We start from the raw sequence: 13,343 nt of genomic DNA on the forward strand, positions 1-13,343 counted from the left end.
GATTTACCGACTGATGGTAAAGTGAAGAAATCGCGATTAACCCATAGAGCAGAACCATGAAAAAGACCGCAGCAGCCCTGCATATCCTGGTCAAAGAAGAAAAACTGGCCCAGGAGATCCTCGCCAAACTGGAGCGGGGCGTCAGCTTCGATCATCTGGCGAAGCGCTATTCCCAATGCCCGTCGGGGCGCAACGGCGGCGACCTGGGCGAGTTTCAGCAAGGCGCGATGGTCGGCCCATTCGATCAGGCGGTCTTTAGCTGCCCGCTTCTCAAGCCCTACGGTCCGGTAAAAACCAAGTTTGGCTACCATATCATTAAGGTGCTTTATCGCCGCTGACGCGTGGTATATTGCGCCCCGATTTATCTCAACCTATTCAAGGCACGATCATGGCAAAAACAGCAGCAGCACTGCATATTCTTGTTAAAGAAGAGAAACTGGCTCTGGATCTTCTGGAGCAGATTAAAAACGGCGCCGACTTCGGTAAGCTGGCAAAGAAACACTCTATTTGCCCATCAGGCAAACGCGGCGGTGATTTAGGTGAATTCCGCCAGGGCCAGATGGTCCCGGCGTTCGATAAAGTAGTCTTCTCCTGCCCGGTGCTGGAGCCAACCGGACCGCTGCATACCCAGTTCGGCTACCACATCATCAAAGTCCTGTACCGGAAATAATAAAAAAACCCGGGGATCTTAATCTCCGGGTTTTTGCCTGATGGCGCTTCGCTTATCAGGCCTACTAAACAAATTCATTCTTCTATGGATTTCGGCTTGCCGGAAGGCGGCCAGGAAGTACATCCCCAGGAACATAGATTACTATGTGACTGGGGTGTACGTACCGTAGCCAACGCATCGGCCAGTCGAAAGACGGCGAGGAATTAGCCGGCAACCGCAATACGCTTCATATCGGTCATATAGCCACGCAGTTTGTGACCCACTTTCTCGATCTGGTGGCTGCGGATGGCTTCGTTGACATCACGCAGCTGGGCGTTGTCTACCGCGCCTTCGGCAATCGCCGTACCCAGGTCGCCAGTCTGCAGGGTGGTCATGAACTCTTTCAGCAGCGGTACGCAAGCGTAAGAGAACAGGTAGTTACCATATTCAGCGGTATCGGAGATAACCACGTTCATCTCGTACAGACGCTTACGGGCGATGGTGTTGGCGATCAGCGGCAGCTCGTGCAGTGATTCGTAGTAAGCGGACTCTTCGATGATGCCGGAATCGACCATGGTTTCGAACGCCAGCTCAACGCCTGCTTTCACCATCGCGATCATCAGAACGCCTTTATCGAAGTACTCCTGCTCGCCGATTTTACCTTCATACTGCGGCGCGGTTTCGAACGCGGTTTTACCCGTCTCTTCACGCCAGGTCAGCAGTTTCTTATCGTCGTTCGCCCAGTCCGCCATCATACCGGAGGAGAATTCGCCGGAAATGATGTCGTCCATGTGTTTCTGGAACAGCGGCGCCATAATCTCTTTCAGCTGCTCGGAGAGCGCATAAGCGCGCAGTTTCGCCGGGTTAGAGAGGCGATCCATCATCAGGGTGATGCCGCCCTGCTTCAGCGCTTCGGTGATGGTTTCCCAGCCGAACTGAATCAGTTTTTCTGCATACGCCGGGTCGGTACCTTCCGCCACCAGCTTGTCGAAGCACAGCAGAGAACCCGCCTGCAGCATGCCGCAGAGGATGGTCTGCTCGCCCATCAGGTCAGATTTCACTTCTGCCACGAAGGAAGATTCCAGGACACCCGCACGGTGGCCGCCGGTCGCCGCTGCCCATGCTTTCGCAATGGCCATGCCTTCGCCTTTCGGGTCGTTTTCCGGGTGTACCGCGATAAGCGTCGGTACGCCGAAACCGCGTTTGTACTCTTCACGTACTTCGGTACCCGGGCACTTCGGCGCCACCATCACCACGGTGATGTCTTTACGGATCTGCTCGCCCACTTCCACGATGTTGAAGCCGTGGGAGTAGCCCAGCGCCGCGCCGTCTTTCATCAGCGGCTGTACGGAGCGCACAACGTCAGAGTGCTGTTTGTCCGGGGTCAGGTTAACCACCAGGTCCGCCTGTGGGATCAGCTCTTCATAAGTGCCGACTTTAAAACCGTTTTCGGTCGCTTTACGCCAGGAGGCGCGCTTCTCGGCGATCGCTTCTTTGCGCAGCGCATAGGAGATATCCAGGCCGGAGTCACGCATGTTCAGACCCTGGTTCAGACCCTGCGCGCCGCAGCCGACGATGACCACTTTTTTACCCTGAAGGTAGCTTGCGCCATCGGCGAATTCGTCGCGCGCCATAAAGCGGCATTTGCCCAGCTGTGCCAGCTGCTGGCGCAGGTTCAGTGTATTAAAGTAGTTAGCCATGTCTGTAACTCCGTGATGTTGTGTCGTGCTTATTGTTCGGTTCGCTTTTGCGAGAATGAACTTACTATATGACAGGAATTTTATTGCGGAAATTGATATATTCACAACGTCACGTTGCATTTTATGAAATACAAAACCGGGGAGTACGCGCCGTGGATTTACGCGATCTGAAAACCTTTCTGCATCTGGCGGAAAGCCGCCATTTTGGCCGCAGCGCGCGGGCCATGCACGTCAGCCCGTCGACGCTTTCGCGCCAGATCCAGCGCCTGGAAGAGGACCTCGGCCAGCCGCTGTTCGTGCGAGATAATCGCACGGTGACCCTGACCGAAGCCGGGGAAGAGTTACGCACCTTTGCCCAGCAGACTTTACTGCAGTATCAGCAGCTTCGCCACGCCATCGATCAGCAGGGCCCTTCGCTCTCCGGCGAGCTGCACATCTTCTGCTCTGTCACCGCCGCCTATAGCCATCTGCCGCCGATCCTCGACCGCTTTCGCGCCGCGCATCCCTCGGTAGAGATCAAGCTGTCGACCGGCGACGCCGCCGACGCCATGGAAAAGGTGGTCACCGGCGAAGCCGACCTGGCGATTGCCGGTAAGCCGGAGACCCTGCCAGGGTCGGTGGCGTTTTCGATGCTGGAGAACCTCGCCGTGGTGTTAATTGCCCCGGCCCTTCCCTGCCCGGTGCGCAACCAGGTGACCGTCGAGCGTCCGGACTGGTCGACAGTGCCGTTTATCATGGCTGATCAAGGGCCGGTACGTCGGCGTATCGAGCTGTGGTTTCGACGGCATAAAATCAGCAATCCGTCGATCTACGCCACCGTCGGGGGCCACGAAGCGATGGTGTCGATGGTCGCCCTGGGATGCGGCGTGGCGCTGCTGCCGGAGGTGGTGCTGGAGAACAGTCCGGAGCCGGTACGCAACAGGGTGATGATTCTGGAGCGCAGCGATGAGCAAACCCCGTTCGAGCTCGGCGTTTGCGCACAAAAAAAGCGGCTGCATGAGCCGCTTATTGATGCTTTCTGGAAAATCCTGCCGAACCACTAGCCCGCGAGGAAAAAGCGGAATGCCGGGTTATGGGTCTCATCGTGACATTCATAGCCCAGCTCATTGAGACGAGTTTCAAAGTCCGGCTCGTGCTCGCCCAGCTCGAAGGCCGCCAAAACCCGACCATAGTCGGTGCCGTGGCTACGGTAGTGGAACAGCGAAATATTCCAGTGGGTGCCAAGGGTGTGCAGGAACTTCAGCAGCGCCCCCGGGGACTCTGGAAATTCGAAGCTGAACAGCCGCTCCTGCAGCGCTTTGGACGGTCGGCCGCCAACCATATAGCGCACATGGAGCTTGGCCATTTCGTCATCGGAAAGGTCAACGACGCTGTAGCCGCCATCGTTCAGTAACTGGAGGATCTCTTTCCGCTCCTCCAGCCCACGACTCAGACGCACCCCCACAAAGATGCAGGCGTCTTTGGCATCGGCAAAGCGGTAGTTGAACTCGGTCACCGAACGCCCCCCCAGCAGCTGGCAAAACTTCAGAAAGCTGCCTTTCTCTTCCGGGATCGTCACCGCCAGCAGCGCTTCGCGCTGTTCCCCGAGCTCGCAGCGTTCAGACACGTAGCGCAGACCGTGGAAGTTGACGTTGGCCCCGGACAGAATGTGAGCCAGTCGCTCGCCGCGAATATTGTGCTGGGCGACATATTTCTTCATCCCCGCCAGCGCCAGGGCGCCGGAAGGCTCTGCCACCGCCCGCACATCTTCGAACAAATCCTTCATCGCCGCGCAAATAGCGTCGCTGTCGACGGTGATGATGTCGTCCAGATACTCCTGGCACAGACGGAAGGTTTCATCGCCGATGCGTTTGACCGCCACGCCTTCGGCAAACAAGCCGACACGCGGCAGATCCACCGGATGACCGGCATCCAGCGCCGCCTTCAGGCAGGCCGAATCTTCCGCTTCCACCGCTATCACTTTAATCTGCGGCATCAGTTGCTTGATCAACACCGCCACGCCTGCCGCCAGGCCGCCGCCGCCCACCGGGACGAACACGCGGTCGATGTGGGCATCCTGCTGCAGCAGCTCCAGCGCCAGGGTCCCCTGACCGGCGATGACCATCGGGTGATCGAACGGCGGCACCCAGGTAAAGCCCTGCTGCTGCGCCAGCTCAATCGCTCTCGCCTTCGCTTCGTCAAAATTGGCGCCATGCAGCAACACTTCGCCGCCAAAGCCGCGAACGGCATCCACTTTGATGTCGGCGGTCGCTACCGGCATCACGATCAGCGCCTTAACGCCCAGCCGCGATGCGGAGAACGCCACGCCCTGGGCATGATTGCCCGCCGAGGCGGTGATCACCCCGTGGGATTTCTGTTCCGCGGTCAGGCTGGACATCATCGCGTAGGCGCCGCGCAGCTTAAAGCTGTGTACCGGTTGGCGATCTTCGCGCTTCACCAGAATAACGTTATCCAGGCGAGAAGAGAGTTTGTCCATTTTTTGCAGCGGCGTTTTCTGCACCGCTTCATAAACCGGCGCGCGCAGCACTGCTCTCAGGTATTCGGCGCCCTCGGGGGCGCCGGAGAGGGGTTGTGAATCCGCCATGATTAGCCACCCAGTTTCGATTTATCGCGAACCGCGCCTTTGTCAGCGCTGGTCGCCAGGCTGGCGTAGGCGCGAAGGGCAAAGGAGACCTGACGCTGGCGATGCTTCGGCGTCCACGCCTGGTCGCCACGCGCTTCCTGGGCTTCACGACGCGCCGCAATTTCCGCATCGCTCAGCTGCAGCTGGATGCTGCGGTTCGGAATATCAATCGCGATCATGTCGCCATCTTCAATGAGCGCAATGTTGCCGCCGCTCGCCGCTTCCGGTGAGACATGACCGATAGAGAGCCCTGAGGTGCCGCCGGAGAAACGGCCATCGGTGATCAGCGCGCAGGCTTTGCCCAGCCCCATCGACTTCAGGAAGCTGGTGGGGTAAAGCATCTCCTGCATCCCCGGCCCGCCTTTCGGCCCTTCGTAGCGGATCACCACGACGTCGCCTTCAACGACTTTGCCGCCGAGGATGGCCTCAACCGCATCATCCTGGCTCTCATATACTTTCGCCGGACCGGTAAATTTCAGGATGCTGTCGTCCACGCCGGCGGTTTTCACGATACAACCGTTTTCCGCGAAATTGCCGTACAGCACCGCCAGGCCGCCGTCCTTGCTGTAAGCGTGTTCCAGAGAACGGATACAGCCTTCGGCGCGATCGTCATCCAGCGTATCCCAGCGGCAGTCTTGCGAGAACGCCTGGGTGGTACGGATGCCCGCCGGGCCGGCGCGGAACATCTTTTTCACCGCATCGTCCTGAGTCACCATCACATCGTACTGTTCCAGGGTCTGCGGCAGCGTCAGGCCGAGGACGTTTTTAACCTCGCGATTCAGCAGCCCGGCGCGGTCCAGCTCGCCCAGAATGCCCAGCACGCCGCCGGCGCGATGCACATCTTCCATATGGTATTTCTGCGTGCTCGGCGCCACCTTACACAGCTGCGGCACTTTGCGGGAGAGCTTATCGATATCGCTCATGGTGAAATCGATTTCAGCTTCCTGCGCCGCCGCCAGCAGGTGCAGAACGGTGTTGGTGGAACCGCCCATGGCGATATCCAGCGTCATGGCGTTCTCAAAGGCCGCCTTGCTGGCGATATTGCGCGGCAGCGCGGAAGCGTCATCCTGCTCGTAATAGCGTTTGGTCAGCTCAACGATACGTTTCCCGGCGTTAAGGAACAGCTCCTTACGATCGGCGTGGGTCGCCAGCAGAGAGCCGTTACCCGGCTGCGACAGGCCCAGCGCTTCGGTCAGGCAGTTCATGGAGTTGGCGGTAAACATCCCGGAACAGGAGCCGCAGGTCGGACAGGCGGAGCGTTCCACCTGATTACTCTGCTCGTCGGACACTTTCGGATCCGCCCCCTGGATCATCGCATCCACCAGGTCGAGCTTGATGATTTTATCTGACAGCTTGGTTTTCCCGGCTTCCATTGGGCCGCCGGACACAAAGATCACCGGAATGTTCAGGCGCAGGGAAGCCATCAACATCCCCGGGGTGATTTTGTCGCAGTTGGAGATACAGACCATCGCATCCGCACAGTGGGCGTTAACCATGTACTCCACCGAGTCGGCAATCAGCTCGCGGGATGGCAGTGAATAGAGCATACCCCCGTGGCCCATGGCGATCCCATCATCCACTGCGATGGTGTTGAATTCTTTGGCCACGCCACCGGCGGCTTCAATCTGCTCGGCAACCAGTTTGCCGAGATCGCGCAGGTGCACGTGCCCGGGAACAAACTGGGTAAAGGAGTTAACGACGGCGATAATCGGTTTGCCGAAATCGGCATCGGTCATCCCGGTTGCGCGCCACAACGCGCGGGCGCCCGCCATATTGCGGCCATGTGTGGTGGTGGCGGAACGGTACTTAGGCATGCTCTTTTTACTCCCATCTGTGTTTATTAAATGGGACGGTGCGTGCCGTCCCATTTTTAATTACTTACTTACCGGATCCAACCAGCCCCATTTGTCTTCTGTTTCACCGGTGAAGAGGCCAAAGAAGGCTTCCTGAATGCGTTTGGTAACCGGACCGCGACGGCCTGCGCCGACCTGGATGCCATCCACGCTGCGTACCGGGGTGATTTCCGCCGCGGTGCCGGACATGAAGACTTCATCCGCCAGGTACAGGGATTCACGGGACAATACCTGCTCGCGGACTTCAATACCGAGATCTTTCGCCAGCTTGATGATGGCGTCGCGGGTAATGCCCGGCAGCGCGGAAGAGGTAAACGGCGGGGTGAACAGCACGCCGTCCTTCACTTCAAACAGGTTTTCGCCTGCGCCTTCCGAGATATAGCCGTTAACATCGAGGGCGATACCCTCCTGGTAGCCATGGCGACGCGCTTCGCTGCCAACCAGCAGCGAGGAGAGATAGTTGCCGCCGGCTTTCGCCGCCGTCGGGATGGTGTTCGGCGCCGCGCGGTTCCAGGAAGAGACCATTGCATCGATCCCCTGCTCCAGCGCTTCTGCGCCGAGGTAGGCTCCCCACGGGAACGCCGCGATGATCACGTCAGTGTTGTAACCCGGAGGCGGGTTTACCCCCATGCCGACATCGCCAACAAACACCAGCGGGCGGATATAAGCGCTGGTCAGATTATTGGTGCGAATGACTTCGCGGCAGGCTTCCATTAGTTCGTCGACGCTCTGGGAGACCGGGAAACGATAAATTTTGGCTGAATCATGCAGACGCTGCATATGTTCGCGATGACGGAACACCACCGGGCCTTTGTGCGAGTCATAGCAACGGATGCCCTCGAATACCGAGGTGCCATAGTGCAGCGCATGGGACATCACATGAACTTTCGCTTCGCCCCACGGAACCATCTCGCCATTGAACCAGATGTAATCAGCTTTTTTCGTCGTCATTTTTCTTCCTTTGCGCTCAGGCGCGGATTTGTTGTGATGTGGGTTGCTGGATCTCGACGCAGGCAACGTCGACCAGTTTGCTTAATTGACTAAACAGTAATTCGACGGGCCGCGGGCTGGCAACGGTCAATTCGATATTTATGTTCTGTGCGTCCGCCGCGGTTTCCATGTTCATTGCGCAGATTTGGAAACCACGGTGGCGGACAACGCGCAGCACGCGCTCTAAGGTTTCCGGGTTGAAACGTGCCTGTAAAGCGACCTGATGTTGCATCATGATAATTTCTCCAGCATTTCAGAGTTACTGGCGCCGGGCGGCACCAACGGCCAGACATTCTCAAGTTCGTCGATTGAGACATGAAGCAGGTATGGCCCCTGGCTCGAAAGCATGGTGTCGAGTGCCGCTTCAACCTGGTCTTTACGGGTGATGTGTTGGCCAGGAATACCGAAGGCGCTGGCCAGCGTGAGGAAATCAGGGTTATCAGTCAGAGTGGTTTCGCTATAACGTTCCTGGAAAAACAGCTGCTGCCATTGTCGAACCATCCCTAACCGCTGGTTGTCGAGTAATACGATCTTAAGCGGTAACTGCTTGCGTTTAACGGTGCCCAGCTCCTGCACATTCATCATGAAGGAGCCGTCACCGGAGATACAGATCACTGTATCGTTAGGGCGCGCCACCTGGGCGCCAACGGCGGCCGGCAGGCCAAAGCCCATGGTGCCTAAGCCGCTGGAGGTGATGAAGTTTTCCGGGCGGGTATAGGTCATATGCTGAGCCGACCACATCTGATGCTGGCCAACGTCGGTTGTCACCACGCTGTCCGCCGGCTTGCGGTCGGAAAGCTGTTTCAGCAACAGCGGCGCGTAGATTGCCTCACCGGGATGATCGTAACGCCAGGCGTGATCGGCACGCAGCGCGGCACTCCGCTCGCGCCAGCCATCGATAGCTAACGGCTGCTGCAGCGCCGGCAGCAAGCGGTTCAGGTCGCCGGTCAGACCGATGTGCGCCTGGCGCAGCTTGTTCAGCTCCGCCGGATCGATGTCCATATGGATCACTTTGGCATGCGGCGCGAAGGTATTGAGCTTGCCGGTCACGCGATCGTCAAAGCGCGCGCCGACGGCGATCAGCAGATCGCACTCCTGTACCGCCAGGTTGGCCGCCTTGGTGCCGTGCATTCCCAGCATGCCGAGATAATACGGGTAATCGGCGTCCACCACGCCCAGCCCTTTCAGAGTGCAGGTCGCTGGCATCCGGGTTACGGCGAGAAATTCACGCAGCGCCGGTACCGCCTGCGCCATGCCGACCCCGCCGCCAACATACAGCATCGGTTGCTGCGATTGAGCCAGCATCTGCAGAGCCTGAGCCACTTCCGCCTGCGGAAATGCCATCTCATCGGCGACCGTAGAGAAATGGGGATCGAGATCGCCCTGCGCCATCTGAATATCCTTAGGGATATCAACCAGCACCGGGCCTGGACGGCCTGAGTTTGCCACCTGGAAAGCTTCAGCAATGACCCGCGGCAGCTCGTCCAGAGACTGCACGAGGAAACTGTGCTTAGTACAGGCCAGTGACAAACCGAGAACGTCTACTTCCTGAAACGCATCCGTGCCGATGAAGGGCGCGGCCACCTGGCCGGTGATGGCGACAATGGGGATGGAGTCAAGCAAAGCGTCCGCCAGGCCGGTGATCAGATTGGTCGCGCCCGGGCCGGAGGTCGCGATACACACTCCGGTTTTACCGGTTGCTCGCGCATAACCAATGGCCGCCATGGCTGCCCCTTGCTCATGCCGGCACAGCAGGTGCTCCACGCCGCCGTCATACAGTGCATCGTAAACCGGCATAATTGCGCCACCCGGATAGCCAAAAACGGTGTCGACCCCCTGTGTCCGCAAAGCATGTACCACCCACTGCGCGCCATTCATAGTTAGTTCCCCGTCATAAATCGGGAGAAACAGAATTTTATGCTAAAAGTCATCATCTGCTCCTCGCTTAGGTTATTTCAGTTATAAAAAAACCCCCGGACCTTTCGGTGCGGGGGTCTTAGTTCGTTAAGGCTTGATTCTTAAGCCTTTCCTCGTCCAAGTGCAGCCCCGCACGGTGGGATAATAATCACCACCACGCTAATCACGACCAGGCTAATCACTCGTAGAAGGGCTGTCATTTTCTGTACTTTCTGGCTTCTTGTTCGAAGGAATACCTAAAGAGGTACCACAGACATCACATAAAACACAAGATTTTTTTATATCTCCGTTGCTGAGCAGCCTAACAGTTTCGACAAAAATAATTGTTTTATATGAAAAAAATGAGAAATGAAAAAAATTCAGTTTTCTCTCGCCTGACGCGCGCTTTTGCGCGTGCCTTTCCCACGCCACTCTCTTTTGCGAGCGAAATTCCATTTTCGGCTAAATGTAACGATATAGCGCGAAAAGTATGGATTTATGGTCCTAAATTCTCACTATTACCGCTCCCGTTTTACCACAGGTCAGCCATAATCCTGCCTGGTACAGGAGGTTTTATGTCGCTCGCCATCGTCTATACTCGCGCGGCGCTCGGTATCGAAGCGCCATTGATTACTGTCGAGGTTCATCTCAGCAACGGTCTGCCCGGCCTGACTATGGTCGGACTGCCGGAGACTACCGTGAAAGAGGCCCGTGACCGGGTCCGTAGCGCCCTGATCAACAGCGGCTACGCTTTCCCTGCGAAGAAAATAACCATTAACCTGGCGCCAGCGGATCTACCTAAAGAGGGCGGACGATACGATCTGCCTATCGCTCTCGCGCTTCTCGTCGCCTCAGAGCAGCTCAATACGACGCGACTGAATCACTATGAGTTTGTGGGCGAACTCGCCCTCACAGGTGGGTTACGTGGCGTTCCAGGGGCGATCCCCAGCGCAATGGAGGCCATCAAAGCCGGCCGGCGTATCGTCGTCTCCGCTGATAATGCGGCTGAGGTCGGCCTGATCGGCGGCAGCGATTGCCTGGTCGCCGACCATCTGCAGGAGGTGTGCGCTTTTCTCGCGGGGCAGACATCGCTTTCACCGCCTCTTGCCGAGGCACCTATTGTTGATGAACGCGGCGAAGATTTGCGCGATGTTATCGGCCAGCAGCAGGGAAAACGAGCGCTGGAGATTGTGGCCGCCGGGGGTCACAACCTGCTCCTGATAGGCCCGCCCGGCACCGGGAAAACCATGCTTGCCAGCCGGCTACCCGGTCTCCTGCCGCCATTAAGCAATCAGGAAGCACTGGAGAGCACCGCCATTCAGAGCCTGGTCAATCTGCATACCGCGAAGACCCGGTGGCGTCAGAGGCCGTTTCGCGCGCCTCACCATAGCGCCTCGCTGGCAGCGATGGTGGGCGGCGGCTCAATACCGGTCCCCGGTGAGATTTCCCTGGCCCATAATGGCGTGCTGTTTCTTGATGAACTGCCTGAGTTTGAGCGGCGTGTACTGGATGCGCTGCGCGAACCCATTGAGTCAGGCAAGATCCACATATCACGCTCGCGCGCCAAAATTGACTATCCGGCGCGCTTTCAGCTTATCGCGGCGATGAACCCAAGCCCGACAGGGCATTATCAGGGCAAACATAATCGTACATCGCCTGAGCAGACATTACGTTATCTGGGACGTCTGTCAGGCCCCTTCCTTGACCGCTTCGATCTCTCCTTAGAGATCCCGCTGCCGCCGCCAGGGATACTGAGCCAGGGCACGCAGGGCGAAGAGTCTAGCGCAACGGTCCGGCAGCGGGTGCTGGCGGCGCGCGAACGGCAAATGCTCAGGCAAAATAAGCTCAATGCTCATCTTGAGAATCGTGAAATGAAGAGCTGCTGCCACTTACGGCGGGAGGACGCTGTCTGGCTGGAACAGACGCTAACGCAGTTGGGGCTCTCTATTCGAGCCTGGCAGCGTCTGTTAAAGGTGGCGAGAACCATTGCCGATCTGGCAGAGGCTGAAGAGATTGAACGCCGTCATTTGCAGGAGGCGCTCAGCTATCGGGCGATAGACCGGATGCTAAACCATCTGCAGAAAATGATGGCGTAAAAAAAGGGCTTACGCCCTTTTTTCTTAGTCATCGCTTTCGGTGTAATCGTCAGCGCCTTCCATCTGCGGTTTGCCGCCGGAAAGGGTATGGAAACGCTTCGGCCGCTTGATGCGCGCCATATACTTAATCCATACGCGTTCTGCTTCCGTTACCGGCTCACGCTCACCACGGCACACCGAGACAAACTGTTTTTCATCATCGGTAACAGGTTCGCGTTTACCCAGTTCCAGTTCGTTAAAGGCATAACCATGACGTTCCAGCAGTTGCGCCTCTTTGATGGTGAAATCACCGTGACGGGAGAACCCGCGTGGATAATTTTTATTGTCGAAAAAACGATTAGTCGTCGTAAAGCTTTCCGCCATCCTACACGCTCCTGATTCTTTGGCCGAGCTATTTATGGCGCGGAGTATTAGTTACGCTTGACAGAGCGTCAAACAAAACATTTAAATCATCACGACAAATAATTTTGTGGAGAACGGTGTGGATACGGAATTGCTCAAGACTTTCCTGGAAGTGAGCAGAACTCGTCACTTTGGGCGAGCAGCAGAGGCGCTTTACCTGACGCAGTCAGCGGTCAGCTTTCGTATTCGTCAGCTGGAAAATCAACTTGGTGTGAACCTGTTCACCCGACATCGTAATAACATTCGCCTGACGACGGCCGGAGAAAAGCTCCTGCCTTACGCCGAAACGTTAATGAATACCTGGCAGGCTGCGCGCAAGGAGGTCGCACACTCTTCGCGACATAATGAATTCTCCATCGGAGCCAGCGCCTCGCTGTGGGAATGCATGCTTAACGGCTGGCTCGGCACCCTCTACAGCGCACCTTACAATCTCCAGTTTGAAGCGCGTATCGCACAGCGGCAGTCGCTGGTTAAACAGCTTCATGAACGCCAGTTGGATCTGCTGATCACCACCGAATCGCCGAAGATGGATGAATTAAGCAGCCAGCTGTTGGGTAATTTTACCCTTGCCTTGTATTGCGCATCGCCTGCAAAAAACAGAAATGAATTGAATTACTTGCGCCTTGAATGGGGGCCTGATTTTCAGCAAAACGAAGTGGGTCTGATAGGAAGCGATGATGTTCCGCTGCTCACTACCTCTTCAGCTGAATTGATCTACCAGCAATTATCACGCCTGAACGGCTGCTGTTGGCTACCTGTTCGCTGGGCCAAAGAGAAGCATGGGTTACATACGGTCATGGACAGCGCTACGCTTTCCCGCCCACTCTATGCGATCTGGTTACAAAATAGCGATAAGCAGGCGCAGATCCACGAGATCCTGAAAAGCCCTATCCTGAAATAAGCGGTACTCTCCATGGACGGAGAGAAGCAAGGTATTTTGAACAGGGATATTGCAGATGGAGAGTAGAGATAAAAAAAATCCTTTGCCTGAGCAAAGGATTCTTATAAATGGCAGGGGCGGAGAGACTCGAACTCCCAACACCCGGTTTTGGAGACCGGTGCTCTACCAATTGAACTACGCCCCTAAAGTTTTCTTACCACTAAGCCTGCTATCTGAGCAGGCTTAATGTTAAA

14 protein-coding genes and 1 tRNA gene are annotated in these 13,343 nt (G+C 56.9%); 5 read left to right on the forward strand and 10 right to left on the reverse strand.

Going from position 1 to position 13,343, the window contains the following annotated elements; translation table 11 throughout:
- The first annotated feature begins 56 nt into the window (after positions 1 to 56).
- Entirely contained in the window at positions 57 to 338 is a 282-nt protein-coding gene (ppiC, locus tag ACOI7Z_RS24200; protein WP_032454495.1) for a peptidylprolyl isomerase PpiC, read from the forward strand.
- 50 nt (positions 339 to 388) lie between these two features.
- Positions 389 to 670 carry a peptidylprolyl isomerase PpiC gene (ppiC, locus tag ACOI7Z_RS24205; RefSeq protein ID WP_004886861.1) on the forward strand — a complete coding sequence of 94 codons (282 nt, stop codon included), beginning with the start codon at positions 389 to 391 and terminating at the stop codon, positions 668 to 670.
- A 203-nt stretch (positions 671 to 873) separates the two neighbouring features.
- On the opposite strand, the gene ilvC is transcribed toward ppiC (ACOI7Z_RS24205), so the two are convergent.
- Complete coding sequence (gene ilvC, locus ACOI7Z_RS24210) at positions 874 to 2,349, reverse strand: ketol-acid reductoisomerase (RefSeq protein WP_023291546.1); 1,476 nt, start codon at positions 2,347 to 2,349, stop codon at positions 874 to 876.
- Between the two features lie 152 nt (positions 2,350 to 2,501).
- Here ilvC and ilvY point away from each other — a divergent pair, with 152 nt between their 5' ends.
- Positions 2,502 to 3,392: an HTH-type transcriptional activator IlvY gene (gene ilvY, locus ACOI7Z_RS24215; RefSeq protein WP_012543253.1), complete on the forward strand. Its 891-nt coding sequence runs from the start codon at positions 2,502 to 2,504 to the stop codon at positions 3,390 to 3,392.
- Here ilvY and ilvA read toward each other — a convergent pair.
- The 7 genes from ilvA to ilvL form a co-directional block, all read right to left on the reverse strand.
- A complete protein-coding gene (ilvA, locus tag ACOI7Z_RS24220) occupies positions 3,389 to 4,933 on the reverse strand; it encodes a threonine ammonia-lyase, biosynthetic (RefSeq protein ID WP_017899412.1) in 1,545 nt (514 codons plus the stop codon). The genes ilvY and ilvA overlap by 4 nt on opposite strands.
- Positions 4,934 to 4,935: 2 nt before the next feature.
- Positions 4,936 to 6,786, reverse strand: coding sequence for a dihydroxy-acid dehydratase (gene ilvD / locus ACOI7Z_RS24225; RefSeq protein WP_023291545.1), 1,851 nt, complete (start codon positions 6,784 to 6,786; stop codon positions 4,936 to 4,938).
- 60 nt (positions 6,787 to 6,846) lie between these two features.
- Positions 6,847 to 7,776 carry a branched-chain-amino-acid transaminase gene (ilvE, locus tag ACOI7Z_RS24230; RefSeq protein ID WP_002883171.1) on the reverse strand — a complete coding sequence of 310 codons (930 nt, stop codon included), beginning with the start codon at positions 7,774 to 7,776 and terminating at the stop codon, positions 6,847 to 6,849.
- Positions 7,777 to 7,792: 16 nt separating this feature from the next.
- Positions 7,793 to 8,050: an acetolactate synthase 2 small subunit gene (ilvM, locus tag ACOI7Z_RS24235; RefSeq protein ID WP_004886870.1), complete on the reverse strand. Its 258-nt coding sequence runs from the start codon at positions 8,048 to 8,050 to the stop codon at positions 7,793 to 7,795.
- Positions 8,047 to 9,693 (reverse strand): acetolactate synthase 2 catalytic subunit, encoded by a 1,647-nt coding sequence (gene ilvG, locus ACOI7Z_RS24240; RefSeq protein WP_023291544.1) that lies wholly within the window; start codon positions 9,691 to 9,693, stop codon positions 8,047 to 8,049. Before ilvG ends, ilvM begins: the two co-directional genes overlap by 4 nt.
- 2 nt (positions 9,694 to 9,695) lie before the next feature.
- Positions 9,696 to 9,749, reverse strand: coding sequence for a peptide IlvX (gene ilvX, locus ACOI7Z_RS24245; protein WP_201281575.1), 54 nt, complete (start codon positions 9,747 to 9,749; stop codon positions 9,696 to 9,698).
- Between the two features lie 84 nt (positions 9,750 to 9,833).
- Complete coding sequence (ilvL, locus tag ACOI7Z_RS24250) at positions 9,834 to 9,932, reverse strand: ilv operon leader peptide (protein ID WP_001311244.1); 99 nt, start codon at positions 9,930 to 9,932, stop codon at positions 9,834 to 9,836.
- Between the two features lie 354 nt (positions 9,933 to 10,286).
- On the opposite strand from ilvL, the gene ACOI7Z_RS24255 reads away from it, so the two are divergent.
- The gene (locus tag ACOI7Z_RS24255; protein WP_032454493.1) at positions 10,287 to 11,807 is read left to right on the forward strand and encodes a YifB family Mg chelatase-like AAA ATPase; all 1,521 of its coding nucleotides are present in this window, start codon (positions 10,287 to 10,289) and stop codon (positions 11,805 to 11,807) included.
- 24 nt (positions 11,808 to 11,831) lie between these two features.
- On the opposite strand, the gene ACOI7Z_RS24260 is transcribed toward ACOI7Z_RS24255, so the two are convergent.
- A complete protein-coding gene (locus tag ACOI7Z_RS24260; protein WP_004886877.1) occupies positions 11,832 to 12,170 on the reverse strand; it encodes a DUF413 domain-containing protein in 339 nt (112 codons plus the stop codon).
- A 118-nt stretch (positions 12,171 to 12,288) separates the two neighbouring features.
- On the opposite strand from ACOI7Z_RS24260, the gene hdfR reads away from it, so the two are divergent.
- A complete protein-coding gene (hdfR, locus tag ACOI7Z_RS24265; RefSeq protein WP_065883598.1) occupies positions 12,289 to 13,110 on the forward strand; it encodes an HTH-type transcriptional regulator HdfR in 822 nt (273 codons plus the stop codon).
- A gap of 108 nt (positions 13,111 to 13,218) precedes the next feature.
- On the opposite strand, the gene ACOI7Z_RS24270 is transcribed toward hdfR, so the two are convergent.
- Positions 13,219 to 13,294, reverse strand: a tRNA-Trp gene (locus tag ACOI7Z_RS24270).
- Positions 13,295 to 13,343 lie beyond the last annotated feature (49 nt).

The organism is Klebsiella sp. C283 (assembly GCF_048822555.1).
Classification (GTDB): Bacteria; Pseudomonadota; Gammaproteobacteria; order Enterobacterales; family Enterobacteriaceae; genus Klebsiella; species Klebsiella quasipneumoniae.

Coding starts and splice junctions, on each gene's coding strand:
- ppiC (WP_032454495.1), top strand. CDS start 57: ATGAAAAAGACCGCAGCAGCCCTGCATATCCTGGTCAAAGAAGAAAAA.
- ppiC (WP_004886861.1), top strand. CDS start 389: ATGGCAAAAACAGCAGCAGCACTGCATATTCTTGTTAAAGAAGAGAAA.
- ilvC (WP_023291546.1), bottom strand. CDS start 2,349: ATGGCTAACTACTTTAATACACTGAACCTGCGCCAGCAGCTGGCACAG.
- ilvA (WP_017899412.1), bottom strand. CDS start 4,933: ATGGCGGATTCACAACCCCTCTCCGGCGCCCCCGAGGGCGCCGAATAC.
- ilvD (WP_023291545.1), bottom strand. CDS start 6,786: ATGCCTAAGTACCGTTCCGCCACCACCACACATGGCCGCAATATGGCG.
- ilvE (WP_002883171.1), bottom strand. CDS start 7,776: ATGACGACGAAAAAAGCTGATTACATCTGGTTCAATGGCGAGATGGTT.
- ilvM (WP_004886870.1), bottom strand. CDS start 8,050: ATGATGCAACATCAGGTCGCTTTACAGGCACGTTTCAACCCGGAAACC.
- ilvG (WP_023291544.1), bottom strand. CDS start 9,693: ATGAATGGCGCGCAGTGGGTGGTACATGCTTTGCGGACACAGGGGGTC.
- ilvL (WP_001311244.1), bottom strand. CDS start 9,932: ATGACAGCCCTTCTACGAGTGATTAGCCTGGTCGTGATTAGCGTGGTG.
- ACOI7Z_RS24255 (WP_032454493.1), top strand. CDS start 10,287: ATGTCGCTCGCCATCGTCTATACTCGCGCGGCGCTCGGTATCGAAGCG.
- ACOI7Z_RS24260 (WP_004886877.1), bottom strand. CDS start 12,170: ATGGCGGAAAGCTTTACGACGACTAATCGTTTTTTCGACAATAAAAAT.